The organism is Treponema rectale, from assembly GCF_014202035.1.
GTDB classification, from domain to species: Bacteria; Spirochaetota; Spirochaetia; order Treponematales; family Treponemataceae; genus Treponema_D; species Treponema_D rectale.
This window is the reverse complement of record NZ_JACHFR010000001.1, coordinates 182,200-197,348: the sequence shown is the minus strand read 5'-3', so window position 1 is coordinate 197,348 and position 15,149 is coordinate 182,200. Positions and strand designations below refer to the sequence as shown.

The 15,149-nt window shown below is 40.6% G+C and carries 9 protein-coding genes; 1 reads left to right on the top strand and 8 read right to left on the bottom strand.

Translation table 11 applies throughout. The features are described from left to right. Positions 1-25: 25 nt before the first annotated feature. The 5 genes from HNP77_RS00805 to HNP77_RS00785 form a co-directional block, all read right to left on the bottom strand. Complete coding sequence (locus HNP77_RS00805) at positions 26-3,181, bottom strand: glycoside hydrolase family 2 TIM barrel-domain containing protein (protein WP_184651262.1); 3,156 nt, start codon at positions 3,179-3,181, stop codon at positions 26-28. Between the two features lie 29 nt (positions 3,182-3,210). Further along, on the bottom strand, positions 3,211-3,996 hold the full coding sequence (locus tag HNP77_RS00800) for a sugar-binding protein (RefSeq protein ID WP_184651261.1): 786 nt from the start codon (positions 3,994-3,996) through the stop codon (positions 3,211-3,213). Positions 3,997-4,204: 208 nt separating this feature from the next. Continuing rightward, complete coding sequence (locus tag HNP77_RS00795; protein ID WP_184651260.1) at positions 4,205-5,845, bottom strand: extracellular solute-binding protein; 1,641 nt, start codon at positions 5,843-5,845, stop codon at positions 4,205-4,207. A gap of 154 nt (positions 5,846-5,999) precedes the next feature. Next, positions 6,000-6,884 carry a carbohydrate ABC transporter permease gene (locus HNP77_RS00790; protein WP_184651259.1) on the bottom strand — a complete coding sequence of 295 codons (885 nt, stop codon included), beginning with the start codon at positions 6,882-6,884 and terminating at the stop codon, positions 6,000-6,002. A 15-nt stretch (positions 6,885-6,899) separates the two neighbouring features. Then, positions 6,900-7,883 carry an ABC transporter permease gene (locus tag HNP77_RS00785; RefSeq protein WP_184651258.1) on the bottom strand — a complete coding sequence of 328 codons (984 nt, stop codon included), beginning with the start codon at positions 7,881-7,883 and terminating at the stop codon, positions 6,900-6,902. A gap of 187 nt (positions 7,884-8,070) precedes the next feature. Here HNP77_RS00785 and HNP77_RS00780 point away from each other — a divergent pair, with 187 nt between their 5' ends. After that, positions 8,071-11,430, top strand: coding sequence for a hypothetical protein (locus HNP77_RS00780; protein WP_184651257.1), 3,360 nt, complete (start codon positions 8,071-8,073; stop codon positions 11,428-11,430). A gap of 84 nt (positions 11,431-11,514) precedes the next feature. Here HNP77_RS00780 and HNP77_RS00775 read toward each other — a convergent pair whose 3' ends face one another. The 3 genes from HNP77_RS00775 to HNP77_RS00765 are packed head-to-tail and all read right to left on the bottom strand — an operon-like array spanning position 11,515 to position 15,138. Next, positions 11,515-12,957: a TrkH family potassium uptake protein gene (locus tag HNP77_RS00775; protein ID WP_184651256.1), complete on the bottom strand. Its 1,443-nt coding sequence runs from the start codon at positions 12,955-12,957 to the stop codon at positions 11,515-11,517. 3 nt (positions 12,958-12,960) lie between these two features. Further along, on the bottom strand, positions 12,961-14,397 hold the full coding sequence (locus tag HNP77_RS00770) for an NAD-binding protein (RefSeq protein ID WP_184651255.1): 1,437 nt from the start codon (positions 14,395-14,397) through the stop codon (positions 12,961-12,963). A gap of 6 nt (positions 14,398-14,403) precedes the next feature. Continuing rightward, positions 14,404-15,138 (bottom strand): ECF transporter S component, encoded by a 735-nt coding sequence (locus HNP77_RS00765; protein ID WP_184651254.1) that lies wholly within the window; start codon positions 15,136-15,138, stop codon positions 14,404-14,406. Positions 15,139-15,149 lie beyond the last annotated feature (11 nt).

The following is a 15,149-nucleotide window of genomic DNA, read 5'->3' as shown; positions in this document are numbered from 1 at the left end:
CCGTCCCTGATTCAAAACCTCTGTATTACAGTCCGATGCTGAAGTATGTGGTAACTTCCATATACTTGGCACCGTCAACATCTGCTCCCATAGGAAGAGCATGGTAAGCATCACTTGAATATTCACCAAAGTTCTTTCCTACAATCTTAAGACCTACACGGTTTGTGCTTTCCATGAAAGAAGGATTTGTTCCGAATGCATAAGCAATGTCAAGCTTATACTGCAGAGGGAATGACATATTAAAGTCACGCCACCAGCTTTCTGCACCCCATCCGTTAACAGTACAGTCAAGGCTTCCAATCCAGTGACCGTAGCGTGCTGCAATACCGCCGCTTACAAAGTGACAGTATTCCGGAGAACCTGCTGATTCCCATGCACCGGTACTTGCACTGAGGCGTCCGATGTTAGCCTTAATGATAGCCCTGAGGCCAGGAACCTGAGGAGGATTAAGAACCCAGCGTGTTCCAACCTGGAACAGATTATTCTGAAGATCAAGAGCACCGCCATCATACCATGCTTTCTGAGTTACAGTAGTACCGTCATTACGTGTAACTTCCTGATCATCATTACTCTTATAGCAGAGTCTGTCTGTCTTTCCTGCATAAAGCTGATAAAGACCTGTAAGACTGAATGCCCATGGAGCACCTTCAATATCGTTAGAATTCCATTCGTGGAACCATGTACCGCCTTCAGGGTCATAAGTAAATACAGCTTCAACTTCAACTGCCTGACGGTTTCCAAGTCCTACGACAAATGGTGAACCGTCAAGAAGTGATCTTCCCATAGGCTTTTCAAGAGGAGTGCGGGCACGGATAACCGGCTTAAATACCATATCACCGTAACCGAATTCTGCTCCGAGCTGAACTTCAAAACGGTTTCCGCTTCCTGAATCAGAAGTAAAGAAACTTCCGCGGGCCATTGCTGCATTTGTATCTGCTACAACACCACGATAAATTGCCTTAGTAAAGATATATGTGTGCTGGAACATATTTGTTCCAAGTTCAACCTGTGCACCGAGAGTATCAAGGAAATCAACCTGCTGGATTTCTCTGTCTCCATCAATATAGTATGCACCGATTTTTTCTGAACCGGATGTAAGGATTCCTCCCTTAAGCTGGAACCATGGCATGATATATGTTTCGCCATATACAGAAGCTTTATAGCCTCCGCCGAATCCTGCATAAGGATCAAGGAGTATGTTTTCTGAAGAAGCAAATTCTGCTGCTCCAGTCATGTTAAATACAATACCGTCAAGAGGTCCTACTGAAGGAATCCACTTAAAGTAATTTGCCTGTACCTGTGGTTTTGCACCGCCTACAATCTCCGGACCACCGATAATTTCAAGTCCCTGAAGTGCACCGTGTCCTACAAATTCAAGAGCAATCGGAGCCTTTGAACCGTAAGTATCGTAACCGATGATATCAAAACCTTCTTTAGAAATGCAGAAAGGATCACCCTTGCCTTCAAAACTTGCATGACCTACATGATAGTATCCGTTAAGGTCAAATGCTGTATTTGTATAATTGAAGCTTGCAGAATAAACATCTGCATACTTAAGATGATCATCATCATCTTCCGCATTGTTACCATAAAGGTATCCCTTGTCTTCATAGTAGCTTGTCCAGTGATCACCGATTCTTGTATAAGGTTCTCCTGTAGCTGTCTTGATTACAACTTCACCTTCAAAGTTTTCAAACGGTCTTACCTTTACGCCTACACTTGCTTCAGCAACAACTGTAGGTCCGTTAATGTCTCCGTCGGAATTCTTATAACGAAAGTCACTTGCCCAGTTACGGGTTCCATCCATAATGTCATCTACAACGGCATTAAGGTAAACTGGAGTCGTTGCCTGAACAGTTGTGTTGAGCTGACTGATTTCTACTTTTTTATTTTCATTAAAAGTCTGCTTTATTGATTTTTCATTTCCCTTTGCAATGTAAACAGCATCATTAAGGTTAGCAAAAGTACGTGCAATCTGCTGAGTATTTGAATCATAAAGAGAAAGCTTCCATACATCCTGAAGCATATAATATGCAGCACGAGGAATACGTACGTTAATTCCGTTTTCTTTTAACGGACTCTGTGCACACAGACCGAACCATTCCTCAGACATATTGTTTACGCCTTCACGGTAGTCAATGTCATATCCGGCATTTGACCATGAAGCATCATCATGTACATCAAGATTCTTTACCTGATAGCGTTTCCACCATTCATCAATCCATTCAAATACATAACCGCCGAGAATATTCTGGCACTTTCCTTTTCCGTAAGACTGCTGGTAAATTTCTTCCCACTGAGTCTTCATGTATGTGAGCTGTGCACTCTGATCTTCCTGCTTAAGGATATCATTAAATGCGTCTGCACCGAATTCTGTAAATACAATCGGCTTACCAAGAACGTCAGCAACATTTTCATAAAGGCTGTCATATGCCTTGTATCCGCGGTATACGTTAACACCGAGAATATCAAGAGAAGGACAGAGCTTTGCAATAAGTTCCATGTTTCCTACGTCACCGTTTACGATACCTACAGGACGGTTAGGATCAATTTCCTTACATACAGCCATTGCCTGTTCGAGAAGGTCATAAAGATATGCTGCCTTTACAGTATTCTGATCTCCTACAGGAAGATCTTCAATTTCTGTTGAAGACCATACGAGACCATAGTTTGATTCATTACCGAACATATACATAAGGACACCCTTGCAGTCTTTATATGCAAGTGCTGTCTGACGTGCCTGTTCGATAAGAGTCTGACGTGTGTAATAATCAGAATAATCTGTCTGCGGATACCAGGTTCCGTTAACACTTACACCGTAACGTCCGAGAAGGTCGTTAACCATTGTGTAGATGCCGTATTTTGTATAAATGTATTCAACCCACTTCGGCGGGATTGTTGTAAAACAACGGATTGTATTTACGCCCATTGCTTTAAGCATAGGCATATCCGTATCAATCATTTTCTGAATAAATGCATCACCCTGGGCAAAAAGATTGTAGCTGAAGCTCTGTCCGATTGGAGTAAAAGCCCATACGACACCCTTTACCTCTACAGGTGTTCTTCCATCATAAAGTTTCCAGCCGCCTGCATCCTGTTTAACTGTAATCTTCTGTGCAGAGACAGCAGATGTAAGCGAGATTAAAGCAGCTGCTAATATTGCAAGTTTCTTTTTTAACATCATAATCCTCCGTCAAAACTAAAGCACGCTTATGGAAGCTGTACTACCTGTGCATTACCCCAGGAAGAAGGGTCTGCATAAGTATTGTCATTAGGACTGTTCCAGTGAAGAAGTCCTGTTCTTTCTTTTCCTCCGTCAGCATCGTTAACCTGGAAGTCAACACGAGCCTTCTGCTTGAGCTTGAGTGTTTTTCCTCCTACAAGGCTGAGAGGAAACTTTGCTTCAACCTTATATCCGTTTGAGTTAAACACAACTGCAGTCTGAATGTCTGAACTTACGATAGGAGCATCGTTAAGACCGATTGCAACATCAAAAATATCGCTTGTGCTGCGTGGAACGATTCTTACACGTGCATCTGTTTCTTTAAATGCAGTGTGCTTTCCTGTATCTGTTCCGAAGAAGAATTCAACACCGTCACCGCGCCATGCCTGAGGAACTTCATATTCGTTAATGCGTGCATCATTATCAGTAACATCAGCATAGATATAAAGATTCTCACCGTCAGTACGTGCAACAAAGAAGCCGTCTGCATTTTTCGGATCAAACCTTCCGCCATAAACCTGCTGACGTGAGTGAACACCGCTAAGTCCTGACCATTCAGAAAAGTTTCCGTCAATTACAGGAAGACTTTCTGTTGAATAATAGAAATAAGAAAGAGCTTCTTTTTCTACCTTTACAGTCTGACCGTTAAGTTCAGCCTGAATCTTTTTAGGAAGTTCCACTGTTTTTTTTGCATTCACAGTAAGACATGAAGTCAGTGAAAACAAAGCAAAACATGAAACTGCTGCAGGTAACATTTTCAAAAGTTTTTTCATTTTTCCCCCATGATTTTTTCTTAGCCTAATTCTCTAATCCCTTGAACTCATTCACAAGTAGGCTGATTTTCGGAATTAGTGTATTTTTTTTGGAAGTCGAATTTTCGAAAAAAAAACGCGGCAGATGAAGTGAAGCGCACTTCAGAAGATCACTTCAATGATTCTTCGTCAATCTACCGCGATTTTTTTTATTTACCAGACAACTTCATCAGCGAAGCTTAAGCTTGTTTTCGTTCATAAGTTTTGTCTGAAGTTTCTGAACCTTATCAATTCCCTTACTGCGCTTGTAAGCATTGAATTCTGCTACGATTTCATCAAACTCTTCATCACTGCGGGCCTGAATGAGATCAGGAAGAACCTTACCCCACTTACGCTGAATGTCTGCATAAATCAAATCTTCATCAGATCCGCTTGGAATTGTAAGACCGTCATATACTGCATAAGAATGTACGTATGGGACAGTCCAGAGCTGAGGCTGACCTAAAGAAGGTGCATATTCAACAGGGAACTGAGTCTGCCATGCTGTATCCATAAGCATCCAGTATGTATACTGAACGCCGATTTCTGTTTCCTGACGGTTTTTGTTTTCTGAGTCCAGAGCCCTGATTTCCGGAAGAAGATATGGAACACCGTTTGCGTCATATTCCCAGGTTTCTCCCTGAATACCAAAGTTTGTATCCATCTGTCCTTCTTCACTGATAAGATATGTCAGGAACTGAATTGCCTTACCCTTATCCTTACACTTCTTGGAAATCATAGTGATTGTCCATCCGGAAATTCCACCGCCGGCAAGAACAGGATCATCTCCCTTAGAGTTCTTAGGACCAGGAACAGCAATATAAATTGAATCAGGGTCATTAGCATAAAGAGTGTTCTGTGCTGTCTGCATATCCCAGTTCTGGTAAAGCATACAGAAGTAACGTCCGTTAGATGCCTTTTCTTCAATCTGAGAACGTTTGTCAATGAACATTTCTTTTGTCAAAAGTTTTTCCTGATAAGCTGTGCGGAGAACTTTAAGCCATCTGAGGTATTCAGGATTTTCTGTAAGACCGAGGTTTACGTCTACATACTTTCCGTCTTCTTCAGGACTGATTGCAAGGAAATGTGCAAGTGTTGCCTGAAGCTGTGAACATCCTACGTCAGAGAATTCTGTAGTTCCGAACGGAATAAGATTCTGTCCGTTTACTTTAGGGAACATAGCCTTTGCATTGCGAAGTGCTTTAAGGAATCCTTCCGGAGTAGACATGTCTGGACGTCCGAGAGTTTCATAAAGATCTTTTCTTACAAGGAATGTTTCGTTTGATGTAAGTTTTCCTGCATATTTTTCATAATCACTTGGTGTGAATGATGCGTTAGGATAACCATATACATGTCCGTCTTTCTGGCGGTACCAGTTAAGTTTCTGTGCATTTGCTGCCTTAAAGAAGTATGGATCATACTGTTCTGCAAGTTCATCAAGGGCACATACATAACCGGAATCAATCATCAGAGGAACCTGACCTTCATACCATCCGAGGGTAATGAGATCCGGAAGTACATCACCTGCAATCATTGTATTAAGTTTTTCTGCTTCATTACCTGCAGGAACAATAAAGTTAATGTCTACACCAGTTTTCTCTGTAATGTACTTTGATACTTTTGAATCACCCCAGTGACGTGCAAACCAGCTGAAGTTTACATACCAGTCAAACTTAACCTTCTGTTTTACGTTTTCCGGAATGCTCCAGCCAGGAGTGTTTTCATCACCGGCAACGACTTTCGATTCATCTTTTTTGCAGCCGGTCAAAAGAGCGGCAGCAGCAAGAACTGTACAAACCGATCCTAATACAACTCTTGAAAGTTTTTTCATAATCTCCTCCATATAAAATATCTGATAATTTTATTTCCTGCGCAATTGCTTTCAGCCCTGCCTTCGCAATTGCTTTCAGCCCGGCCTGCGTTCCGCACACTTTTTCTCCTTCGTCGAATTCGTGTGCTACACTACGGCGTAATTGCTTGCGCAATTACCCTTTAATACTTCCGATCAGCATTCCTTTTACGAAGTAACGCTGAAGGAACGGGTATACACAGACAATCGGCAATGTTGTTACTACCATGGTTGCAAGGCGGAGTGACTGTGAACTGATCTGAGCTCCACTCGTTCCTACACCACCGGCAACAGAAACTGCTTTTGTAGCAGCACTTGCAGAAGCTACAAGTCTGTACAGATATGTCTGAATAGGCTGAAGGCTGGCATCGTTAATATAAATAACGCCGGTAAAATAATCATTCCACTGCCATACACCGTTAAACAATGCTATGGTTGCAATTACAGGCATAGAAAGCGGAATAATAATCCGTACAAATATCTTTACGTCATTTGCTCCGTCAAGCTTGGCACTTTCTTCAAGACCTGCCGGAAGTTCACGGAAGAATGACATAAAAATAATCATATTATAGAAGTTAAACATACTCGGAATAATGTAAACCAGAAAGTTATCATAAAGTCCGATATTCTTAAAAAGAATGAATGTAGGAATAAGTCCGCCTCCGAAGAACATTGTAATCGTTCCGAAAATCATATAGAAGCGGTTTCCCATAATATTCTTTTTTGAGAAGGAATAACCTACCATAGCAGTAAAGAAAACACTGATGACAGTACCAATAACAGTCCTTAAAATCGTTACTATAAATGCAGTAACGATAGTATTATCCTGGAATACCTGTCTGTAGCTTTCAAGGGAAAGTTTTCTCGGAAGAAAATAAATTCCACCTTTTACAGCATCCTGAGCATCATTAAATGAAAGGATGAGCGTATACCATACCGGATACAATGAAATAAAACATATAGCAAGCATTATACCGTTTATTACGTAATCACCTGCAGTCTTTCTCTTTAATCTTCCCATTTTTATTCCCCTTTATTAGAACAATGAAGTATCATTCAGCTTCTTAGTAACATTATTTGCAATGAACAGAAGAATGAATGCAACTACAGATTTGAAAAGTCCAACAGCCGAAGCGTATGAAAGACGTCCAATTGTTCCAAGACCGATTTTATAAGTATATATATCAATTACGTTACTGCGCACGTCATTAAGAGGATTTCTCAAAACAAAAATCTGATCAAAGTTTGAATTAAGAAGTCCACCGACAGCAAGAATGAACATAATTACGATAGTACCTTTTATAGAAGGAAGCGTAATGGAGAAAATCTGGCGGAGGCGTCCTGCCCCGTCAACTTCTGCAGCTTCATACATTTCCTGATCAATACCGGAAATTGCAGCAAGATAAATAATTGCAGACCAGCCGATTTCCTTCCAGAGATCTGAAAGAACAACAATTCCCCAGAAATATTTTGGTTCAGCAAGAAAATAAACAGGCTCTTTAAGAAGTCCCATATTCATGAGGAGCTGATTGAAAAGTCCCTGTACATCCATCCAGTTAGTAAGGATACCGCCCAATACTACCCATGAAAGGAAGTGCGGAAGGTAAGAAATTGTCTGAACGGTTTTCTTGAATTTAGGATTGCGTACTTCATTAAGAAGAATAGCAAAGAAAATAGGAAGCGGAAAACAGATACACAGTTTAAGGATACTGATTCCAAGAGTATTAAGCATTACATTCTTGAATTCTTCATCCTTAAAGAAAGCAATGAAGTGTTCAAAACCACCGTTTTTTGCCCAGGGCAGACTGAGGAATTCAGAGCTGAACAAAGGCGTTGTCGGCATATAGCGACTTTTGAACGCAACTAAAAGACCGTACATCGGTGCATAGTTAAATACAAGCATCCAGATAATACCCAGCCATGCCATAAGCTGAAGGTATGATTCATCCTGCAGCCTTTTCCAGAAAGTGCGCTTTCTGAGAGGTGATTTTAATTTTACTTCTGTCTGTACTTTTTCCATTTTGAGCCTCTTTACATCATCGAGTATATTCCCGCATCTGTCATAAAGGTAGGAAGCAGGTTTTCAGATTGGTTTCAAATTTTCGGTTTACGCCAAAATGAAAATTGACAGTTATATATTCATATCTTATTTTCTATACTAGGGCCTGAAAATAAAGGCATGACCATAATTTTTGCGGAGACGTATTATGAAAAAAGAAGTAAAGGGCAGCTTTGTAAATCTGGACGGACAGCAGTTCTACAAAATCGAGAACTATGACTGCATGGAAGATTTCTTTATGACAATCACAAGTTCCTGTGACGTCTGGAACTTCTGCTGGTCTAAAGGTGGAATTACGGCAGGACGCCGTGACTGCGATCATGCAGTATTTCCTTATTACACAGCAGACAAAGTAAGTGATGCAAAGCTTGTAACCGGTCCGGCAACAGCCATAGCCGTAAAAGAATCCGGTTCAACCATAATATGGGAACCTTTCGGCTCGCTGCTTTCAAACAATGATTTTAAAGACAGAAATGATTCTTCAATCACAAGAAACATCTATAAGAATGCCAACGGAACAAAAGTCTGGTTTGAAGAAATCAATGAAAAACTTGGCCTTGCATTCCGCTACGGATGGACTTCATCTGCAAAATACGGTCTTGTAAAATCCAGCATCATATCAAACCTCTCAAATAAAAAGGTTTCCCTTACAATTCTTGACGGATGCCGCAACATTCTTCCGGCAAGCATTGATAATGCACTTCAGAACGGAAGCAGCGTTCTTCTTGATGCCTATAAAAAAACAGACCTGGATCAGAAAACAAAACTTTCCATGTTCACACTTTCATCAGTTCTTACAGATAAAGCAGAACCAAGTGAAAACCTCATTGCAAACGTTTCATGGTTCACCACTGATGATGAAGTATATCTTGATCCTAAAAACTATGAAGAATTTTTTGAAAATGACGGAAATGTAAAGAACCTTACTAAAGAAACCGTTCTTAAAGGTAAACGCCCTTCCTGCTTCATTGCAAAAACTGTTGAACTTGAAGCAGGTAAAAATGAATCCTGGCACCAGGTATTTGACACATTCCTTACTGCCTCAAGAATTGCCGTCCTCAGAAAAGAAATCTCTGATAAAAAGTCAGCCGCAGCTTCTCTTGAAAAAGACATTGAAGACACAGACCGCCTCATGACTCAGTACATTTCAGAAGCAGACGGTCTTCAGGATACGGCAAAAACCATGACCTGCGTTCACCACCGTGCAAACGTAATGTTCAACATAATGCGCGGAGGCTTCTTTGCAGATTCAGGAAAAATCAACGTACCTGACCTTCTTAAATTCATCGGAACAAGAAACCAGGGTGAACTGTGTGCAGCAGAAAAAGCCCTTGAAGAAATAAAAGACAGCTATTCAGTTTCTAAAGAAGTCATTCTCGAAAAAATAACGGCTGCAAATAATCCTCAGCTTTCAAGACTCTACCTTGAATACATGCCGATAATATTCAGCCGCCGTCACGGAGACCCGAGCCGTCCATGGAACAGATTCAACATCAAGCTCAATGACGACAGCGGAAATCCAATCCTTAACTACGAAGGAAACTGGCGCGATATTTTCCAGAACTGGGAAGCTCTTGCAATGAGTTACCCTGCCTACATAAAAAACATGGCAGCAAAATTCCTCAATGCAATGACAGCAGAAGGATTCAATCCTTACAGAATCAGCAGGGACGGTATCGACTGGGAATGTCCGGAACCAAACAATCCGTGGGCTCAGTTCGGTTACTGGGGTGATCATCAGGTAATTTATTTTGAAAAACTTCTTGAACTTTGGGAAAAAACCGACAGTGCTTCCCTTCTCTCTTCTCTTGATGAATCAATTTACTCAAGCGCAAACATTCCGTATCACCTTAAGAGTTATGCAGAAATCTGCCGCGACCCTCGTGCATCCATAAGCTTCCAGAAAGAACTCAGCGACCGCCTTGTAAAAGAAAGCCGTACTTACGGAACAGATGCAAAACTCATCCGCAGCATTAACGGAGAAGTTTCCCTCATCAGCCTTACAGCAAAAATACTTCAGATTGTAATTGCTAAAACTGCAAACCTTGTTCCAGGGGGCGGTATCTGGATGAATACACAGCGTCCTGAATGGAACGACGCAAACAACGCTCTTGCAGGTTACGGACTTTCTGTAGTAACTCTCTGTTACCTTAACAGAATGCTCTCATTCCTCATCAGCATGTACTCAAAAACATCAATAGAGAAATTCACCCTTCCAAAAGTTCAGTATGACTGCTTTACTGCCCTCAGCACACTCTACAAAACAACTGATGCTGATAAAGCAGTTAAGAGCGATGAAGAAAGAAAATGCTTTACTGACAAAGCCGGACTTCTTTTTGAAGCAGAACGCAATGCATTCTACACAGAAGGATACAACGAAGGATTCTCAGAAATTACAAGACAGCAGATTATCGAATCTCTTGAAGCATTCCAGAAAATGGTTAAGGCAAGCATTCATGCAAACCGCCGCAGTGACGGTCTGTATCATGCTTACAACACAATGAAGATTTCTGAATCAAAAATGGAAATTGTATATCTTCAGGAAATGCTTGAAGGACAGGTAGCAGTTCTTTCTTCGGATCTTCTTTCTTCTGATGAAACACTGGATCTTCTCAAGGCACTTAAAAAGAGCCCTATCTATGAAAAGAGACAGAACTCTTACATTCTTTATCCAAACAACACTCTTCCTGATTTCCTTGATAAAAACAACATCGAAGAAAAAGAAACTGCAGGACTGGAAAAGTTCCTTGAAAAAACAGGTTCTGCAATTCTTGAAAAAGACATTAACGGAACCTGGCACTTCAATGCAGAATTCCACAATGCACGTCTCATGGAAGATGCATTTGCATCCCTTCCTTCTTCAAAGCGTCCGTCAGCTCAGGAAAAAGAAATTCTTCTTGCACTTTACGAAAAGAAATTCAACCACCAGAATTTTACGGGACGTTCAGGAACCTTCTATGCTTACGAAGGCCTTGGAAGCATTTACTGGCACATGGTTTCTAAACTTCTTCTTGCAGTTCAGGAAGCAGCCCTTAAAGCCTATGCATCAAATGATAAAAATGCAAAAGCTTTGCGCGATGCATATTACGATGTAAGAAACGGCCTGAGCTTCAATAAAACGCCGGAACTTTACGGAGCCTTCCCGTCAGACCCTTACAGCCATACTCCTTATCTTCAGGGAGCAAAACAGCCTGGAATGACAGGACAGGTAAAAGAAGAAGTACTTACCCGCTGGGGTGAACTGGGAGTTTCTATTGCAGACGGTAAAGTAAGCTTCAAGCCTCAGATTCTCGATAAGGAAGAATTCCTTGAGGACAAGACTTTAAGCTTTACCTGGTGCGGAGTGAACATTAAATACATACTTTCATCTTCTGCAGAAATAACCGTTAACTTTACGGACGGAAGTTCTGAAAACATTGCTTCTGATACACTTTCAGAAGATATTACAAAACTTCTTTTCAACAGAACGGGACAGATTAAAAATATTACCGTTAATGTTGTAATGTAAAATACCTGGTTTATAAAAACAGCGGGCTGCCTGATAAAAACATCCGGCAGCCCGTTTTTTTTACAGCAGGTTATATGAATATAATTAACGCTTCCAGAAAGCAGGAGCAAAGAAAATCATCATTGTAAAAAATTCAAGACGTCCTGCCATCATTACAAATGAATACCACCATTTTACTGCTGCAGGCAAAAAAGAAAATGTATGGGAAGGTCCAAGCTGATTAAATCCCGGACCAATATTGCCGGCCATGGAAAGAGCACCGGTAAAAGAAGAAAATACATCCAGACCGAATAAGGCTCCAAAAAAAGTAGTAAAGGCAACAATCATGGCAAAACACATAAAGAACGCAGCAACTGAAAAAACCACGTCTTTGCGCCCCGCCCTCTTATTAATCCGGATAGTAAAAATTCCGTGAGGGTGAAGCATTTTAAGGATTTCATTTTTAAGCTGCTTAAAGAGAACGACCCAGCGGATAACCTTTACGCCACCGGAAGTAGAACCTGAGGAACCACCCGTAAAAAACAGTATGAATAAAACTGTCTGAGCAGCAGGTGCCCATAAAGTAAAATCAGCAGTAGAAAAGCCTGTAGTAGAAACAATGGAGAGTGTCTGAAAACTTGAATACCTTAACGACGTTAAAAAGCCGCCGTAGTTTTTTATCTGAACAAATGTAACAAGCAGAATCGCAGACAGACACAGCGAAACATAAACCTTAAATTCCGTATTATCCTTTACATCAGAAAGTTTTCCGGTAAATCCAAAATAATAAAGAGAAAAGTTTATACCGCTTAAAAACATAAACACAGAACATATAACTTCAATACTGAGACTGTTATAGTAGCCTATGCTGGAATTTTTTGTAGAAAAACCTCCGGTTCCCAAAGTAGAAAATGCATGACTTAAAGCGTCGATTAAATCCATTCCCGCAAATTTAAGAAGAACAAATTCAATCATTGTCATTCCAAAATAAATAAACCAGAGAACCTTTGCAGTATCAGTTATTTTAGAAGTAAGCTTTCCTTTTTCTGGTCCGGTAGTTTCTGCCTTTATAAGCTGAAATCCACCCACACCTAAAATCGGAAGAAGAGCAACCGTAAGGGCTACAATTCCCATTCCACCCAGCCAGTGAGTCTGACATCTCCATAAATTAATGCTGCGGGGAAGGCTTTCTACATCATCAATAATCGTTGCTCCGGTAGTAGAAAAACCGCTTGCACTTTCAAAAAACGCATCTGTAAAACTCGGAATACTTCCGCTGAGAAAAAGAGGAAGTGCACCAAAGAGGCTGACTGCAATCCAGGAAAAAGCAACAACAATAAATCCGGCCCTTGTGCTTAAATAAGATTTTTTACTTTTACCGGAATACATAAAAAAAATTCCAAGTAAAATACTTACTGCCATTGGAATAAGAAAAGAAGGTATTACCGAATATTCTCCAAGAAAATAAGCTGCAGTAAGGGGAACAGAAAAAGTAATTCCTGTAATTCCAAGAATTATAAAAATAATCCGTACAACCGTAAAAGTCATATTTTACTCTCCGCTGAACTTTTCAAGAACCCTTTTGTTTCCTGATTTTACTGCAAGTACAAGATGATCTCCGGCAGCAAATACTGTATCACCGTGAGGAAGTTCATACATTTCCGAACCGTTTTTCTTTACAAGAAGCATAAGATATTCACCAGGCATGGCAACATCTTTAAGAGTTTTTCCGTTCACTGAACTTTTTGAATTAAGATCACACTCAACAATTTCAAGTTCACCATTACATATTGTATGAATGCCAGTAACGCTCTTACCCCTGAGATGACTCATGATGGAATCAACTACTGTATCCCTGAGAGGAACGGCAACTTCTACACCAAGTTTTCTTGTAATCGGAATAAATCCTGAATGAGAAACAAGTGCTATAGATTTTTCAACACCAAGACTTTCAAGATAAGCACAGATAACCATATTCATTTCATGATTGTGGGTTGCACTTATAACCAGATTAAATTTTCCTATCTGTTCTTCCTGAATGAAACTCTCATCCGTTGCATCACCACAGAAAACCTTAGCCTTAGGATAACGCTCGCTTGCAGCCTTGCAGGCTTCCTTATCAGTATCAATGATTACAAAATCCTGACTGAAGTTGCGGACACCTCCAAACAGTTTCTTTAAGACCGAATTCTTTCCATGCTGGACAATGTGATCTGCAACAATAGTTCCGATTCTTCCGGCACCAACAAGAGCTATTTTCTTTAATGTTTCAATTTTCGTTCCGCAGATTTCAAGAACACTCTTTACATCATCACGGGCACTAAGCACACCGATTCTGTCTCCTGCATGAAGAACCGTATCTCCTGCAGGAAGGGAAGCTCCTTCTTCTGTTTCTACGTAAACTACTATAACTTTTTTTTCTGTAATATTACGTATGTTTCTCAAAGCCATACCGTCAAGCGAACTTTCTTTTTCTATCTGGATGGCACTAAGTTCAAACTCTTCATCCTTTCCAAAAGAAACAACATCCGTAACAGCTCCATGCTCTACAGCACTTACAATCGCACGGGCAGCCTCAACGTCAGGATGAATCATGAAATCAATTCCGTAAAGAGGACGATGCTTGCCAGAAAAAGTTTCTGCATGATGTTCCGTGGCAGAAGTTTTGTTTACGTAATAAGCATAATTCCTTACGCGGGCAATTTTTAAAATATCCGGATAAACTGCATCAACCAGCGAACAGGTTATCATGTTAATCTCATCGCTGGATGTAACGGTAACCAGAGCATCAATTTTAGAAAGCCCCAGTTCCTCAAGATTTTCAAGATTGTTGCCGTCTGCTTCATAGACTGCACAGTCAAGACGATTGCTTGCATGACTTACTACATCCGCATCATTATCGATGAGAGTAACAGTGTTCTTTTCGTTAATAAGACGTCTGGCAAGCTGAATACCGGTAAAGCCGGCGCCAACAATCATAATGTTCATATAAAATTAATTCTCCGAATCTAATTCAGTTTCATTAAGTTCTTCGTCAATGTCGTCATCATCAATATCGTCATAGTCATCATAATCATCACTTTCAATCTGTGACAGTCTTGATCTTGCTTTTGATGAAGCATGCATTGCTCCCATTACGGCAACCGTAATGATTACTGCACCAAGAATTTCCCAGAGCCCGTTTGTCATTTCCATAACGGCAATAACTGCAAGATAACCTTTAAGTCCCGTAATGCTGAAATGGAATCCAAATTTTTCAAAAGTCTGTGCCATTCCTTCTACAAGAGTTTTTCCGTAGAAGATGTAGATTGCACCCATAACAAGCAGGGTATTGAACAAAGTACCGGTTGCAGCTGCAAAAGCACCTCTTAAACCTGAAGGGAATCTGCTGAATCTGCCCAGCAGATTATACACAAGCCAGGCTGCTGCAGGGAAAAGAATGCGCGGAACAATGCTTACCATCGGATTAAGGAAGAAAGGATTTGCTCCACCGCCGGTAATTACTGTACGGAGAAGACTGGTAATACCGAAAATAAGACCTACACACATTCCGGGAATGAGACCTGCCGTAATTGCTGCAAGAATTGCAGGAATATGCATTACAGTAATTGAAATGAAAGGAATCTGAATGTATCCCAAAGGAGTAACTGAGAGTACGACACTGAGTGCTCCGAACACACCGGTCATAGCAATTTTGTAATTGATGCTCTGATTAACTTTTTTTTCCATAACTTTCCTCT

Coding starts and splice junctions, on each gene's coding strand:
- HNP77_RS00805 (WP_184651262.1), bottom strand. CDS start 3,181: ATGTTAAAAAAGAAACTTGCAATATTAGCAGCTGCTTTAATCTCGCTT.
- HNP77_RS00800 (WP_184651261.1), bottom strand. CDS start 3,996: ATGAAAAAACTTTTGAAAATGTTACCTGCAGCAGTTTCATGTTTTGCT.
- HNP77_RS00795 (WP_184651260.1), bottom strand. CDS start 5,845: ATGAAAAAACTTTCAAGAGTTGTATTAGGATCGGTTTGTACAGTTCTT.
- HNP77_RS00790 (WP_184651259.1), bottom strand. CDS start 6,884: ATGGGAAGATTAAAGAGAAAGACTGCAGGTGATTACGTAATAAACGGT.
- HNP77_RS00785 (WP_184651258.1), bottom strand. CDS start 7,883: ATGGAAAAAGTACAGACAGAAGTAAAATTAAAATCACCTCTCAGAAAG.
- HNP77_RS00780 (WP_184651257.1), top strand. CDS start 8,071: ATGAAAAAAGAAGTAAAGGGCAGCTTTGTAAATCTGGACGGACAGCAG.
- HNP77_RS00775 (WP_184651256.1), bottom strand. CDS start 12,957: ATGACTTTTACGGTTGTACGGATTATTTTTATAATTCTTGGAATTACA.
- HNP77_RS00770 (WP_184651255.1), bottom strand. CDS start 14,397: ATGAACATTATGATTGTTGGCGCCGGCTTTACCGGTATTCAGCTTGCC.
- HNP77_RS00765 (WP_184651254.1), bottom strand. CDS start 15,138: ATGGAAAAAAAAGTTAATCAGAGCATCAATTACAAAATTGCTATGACC.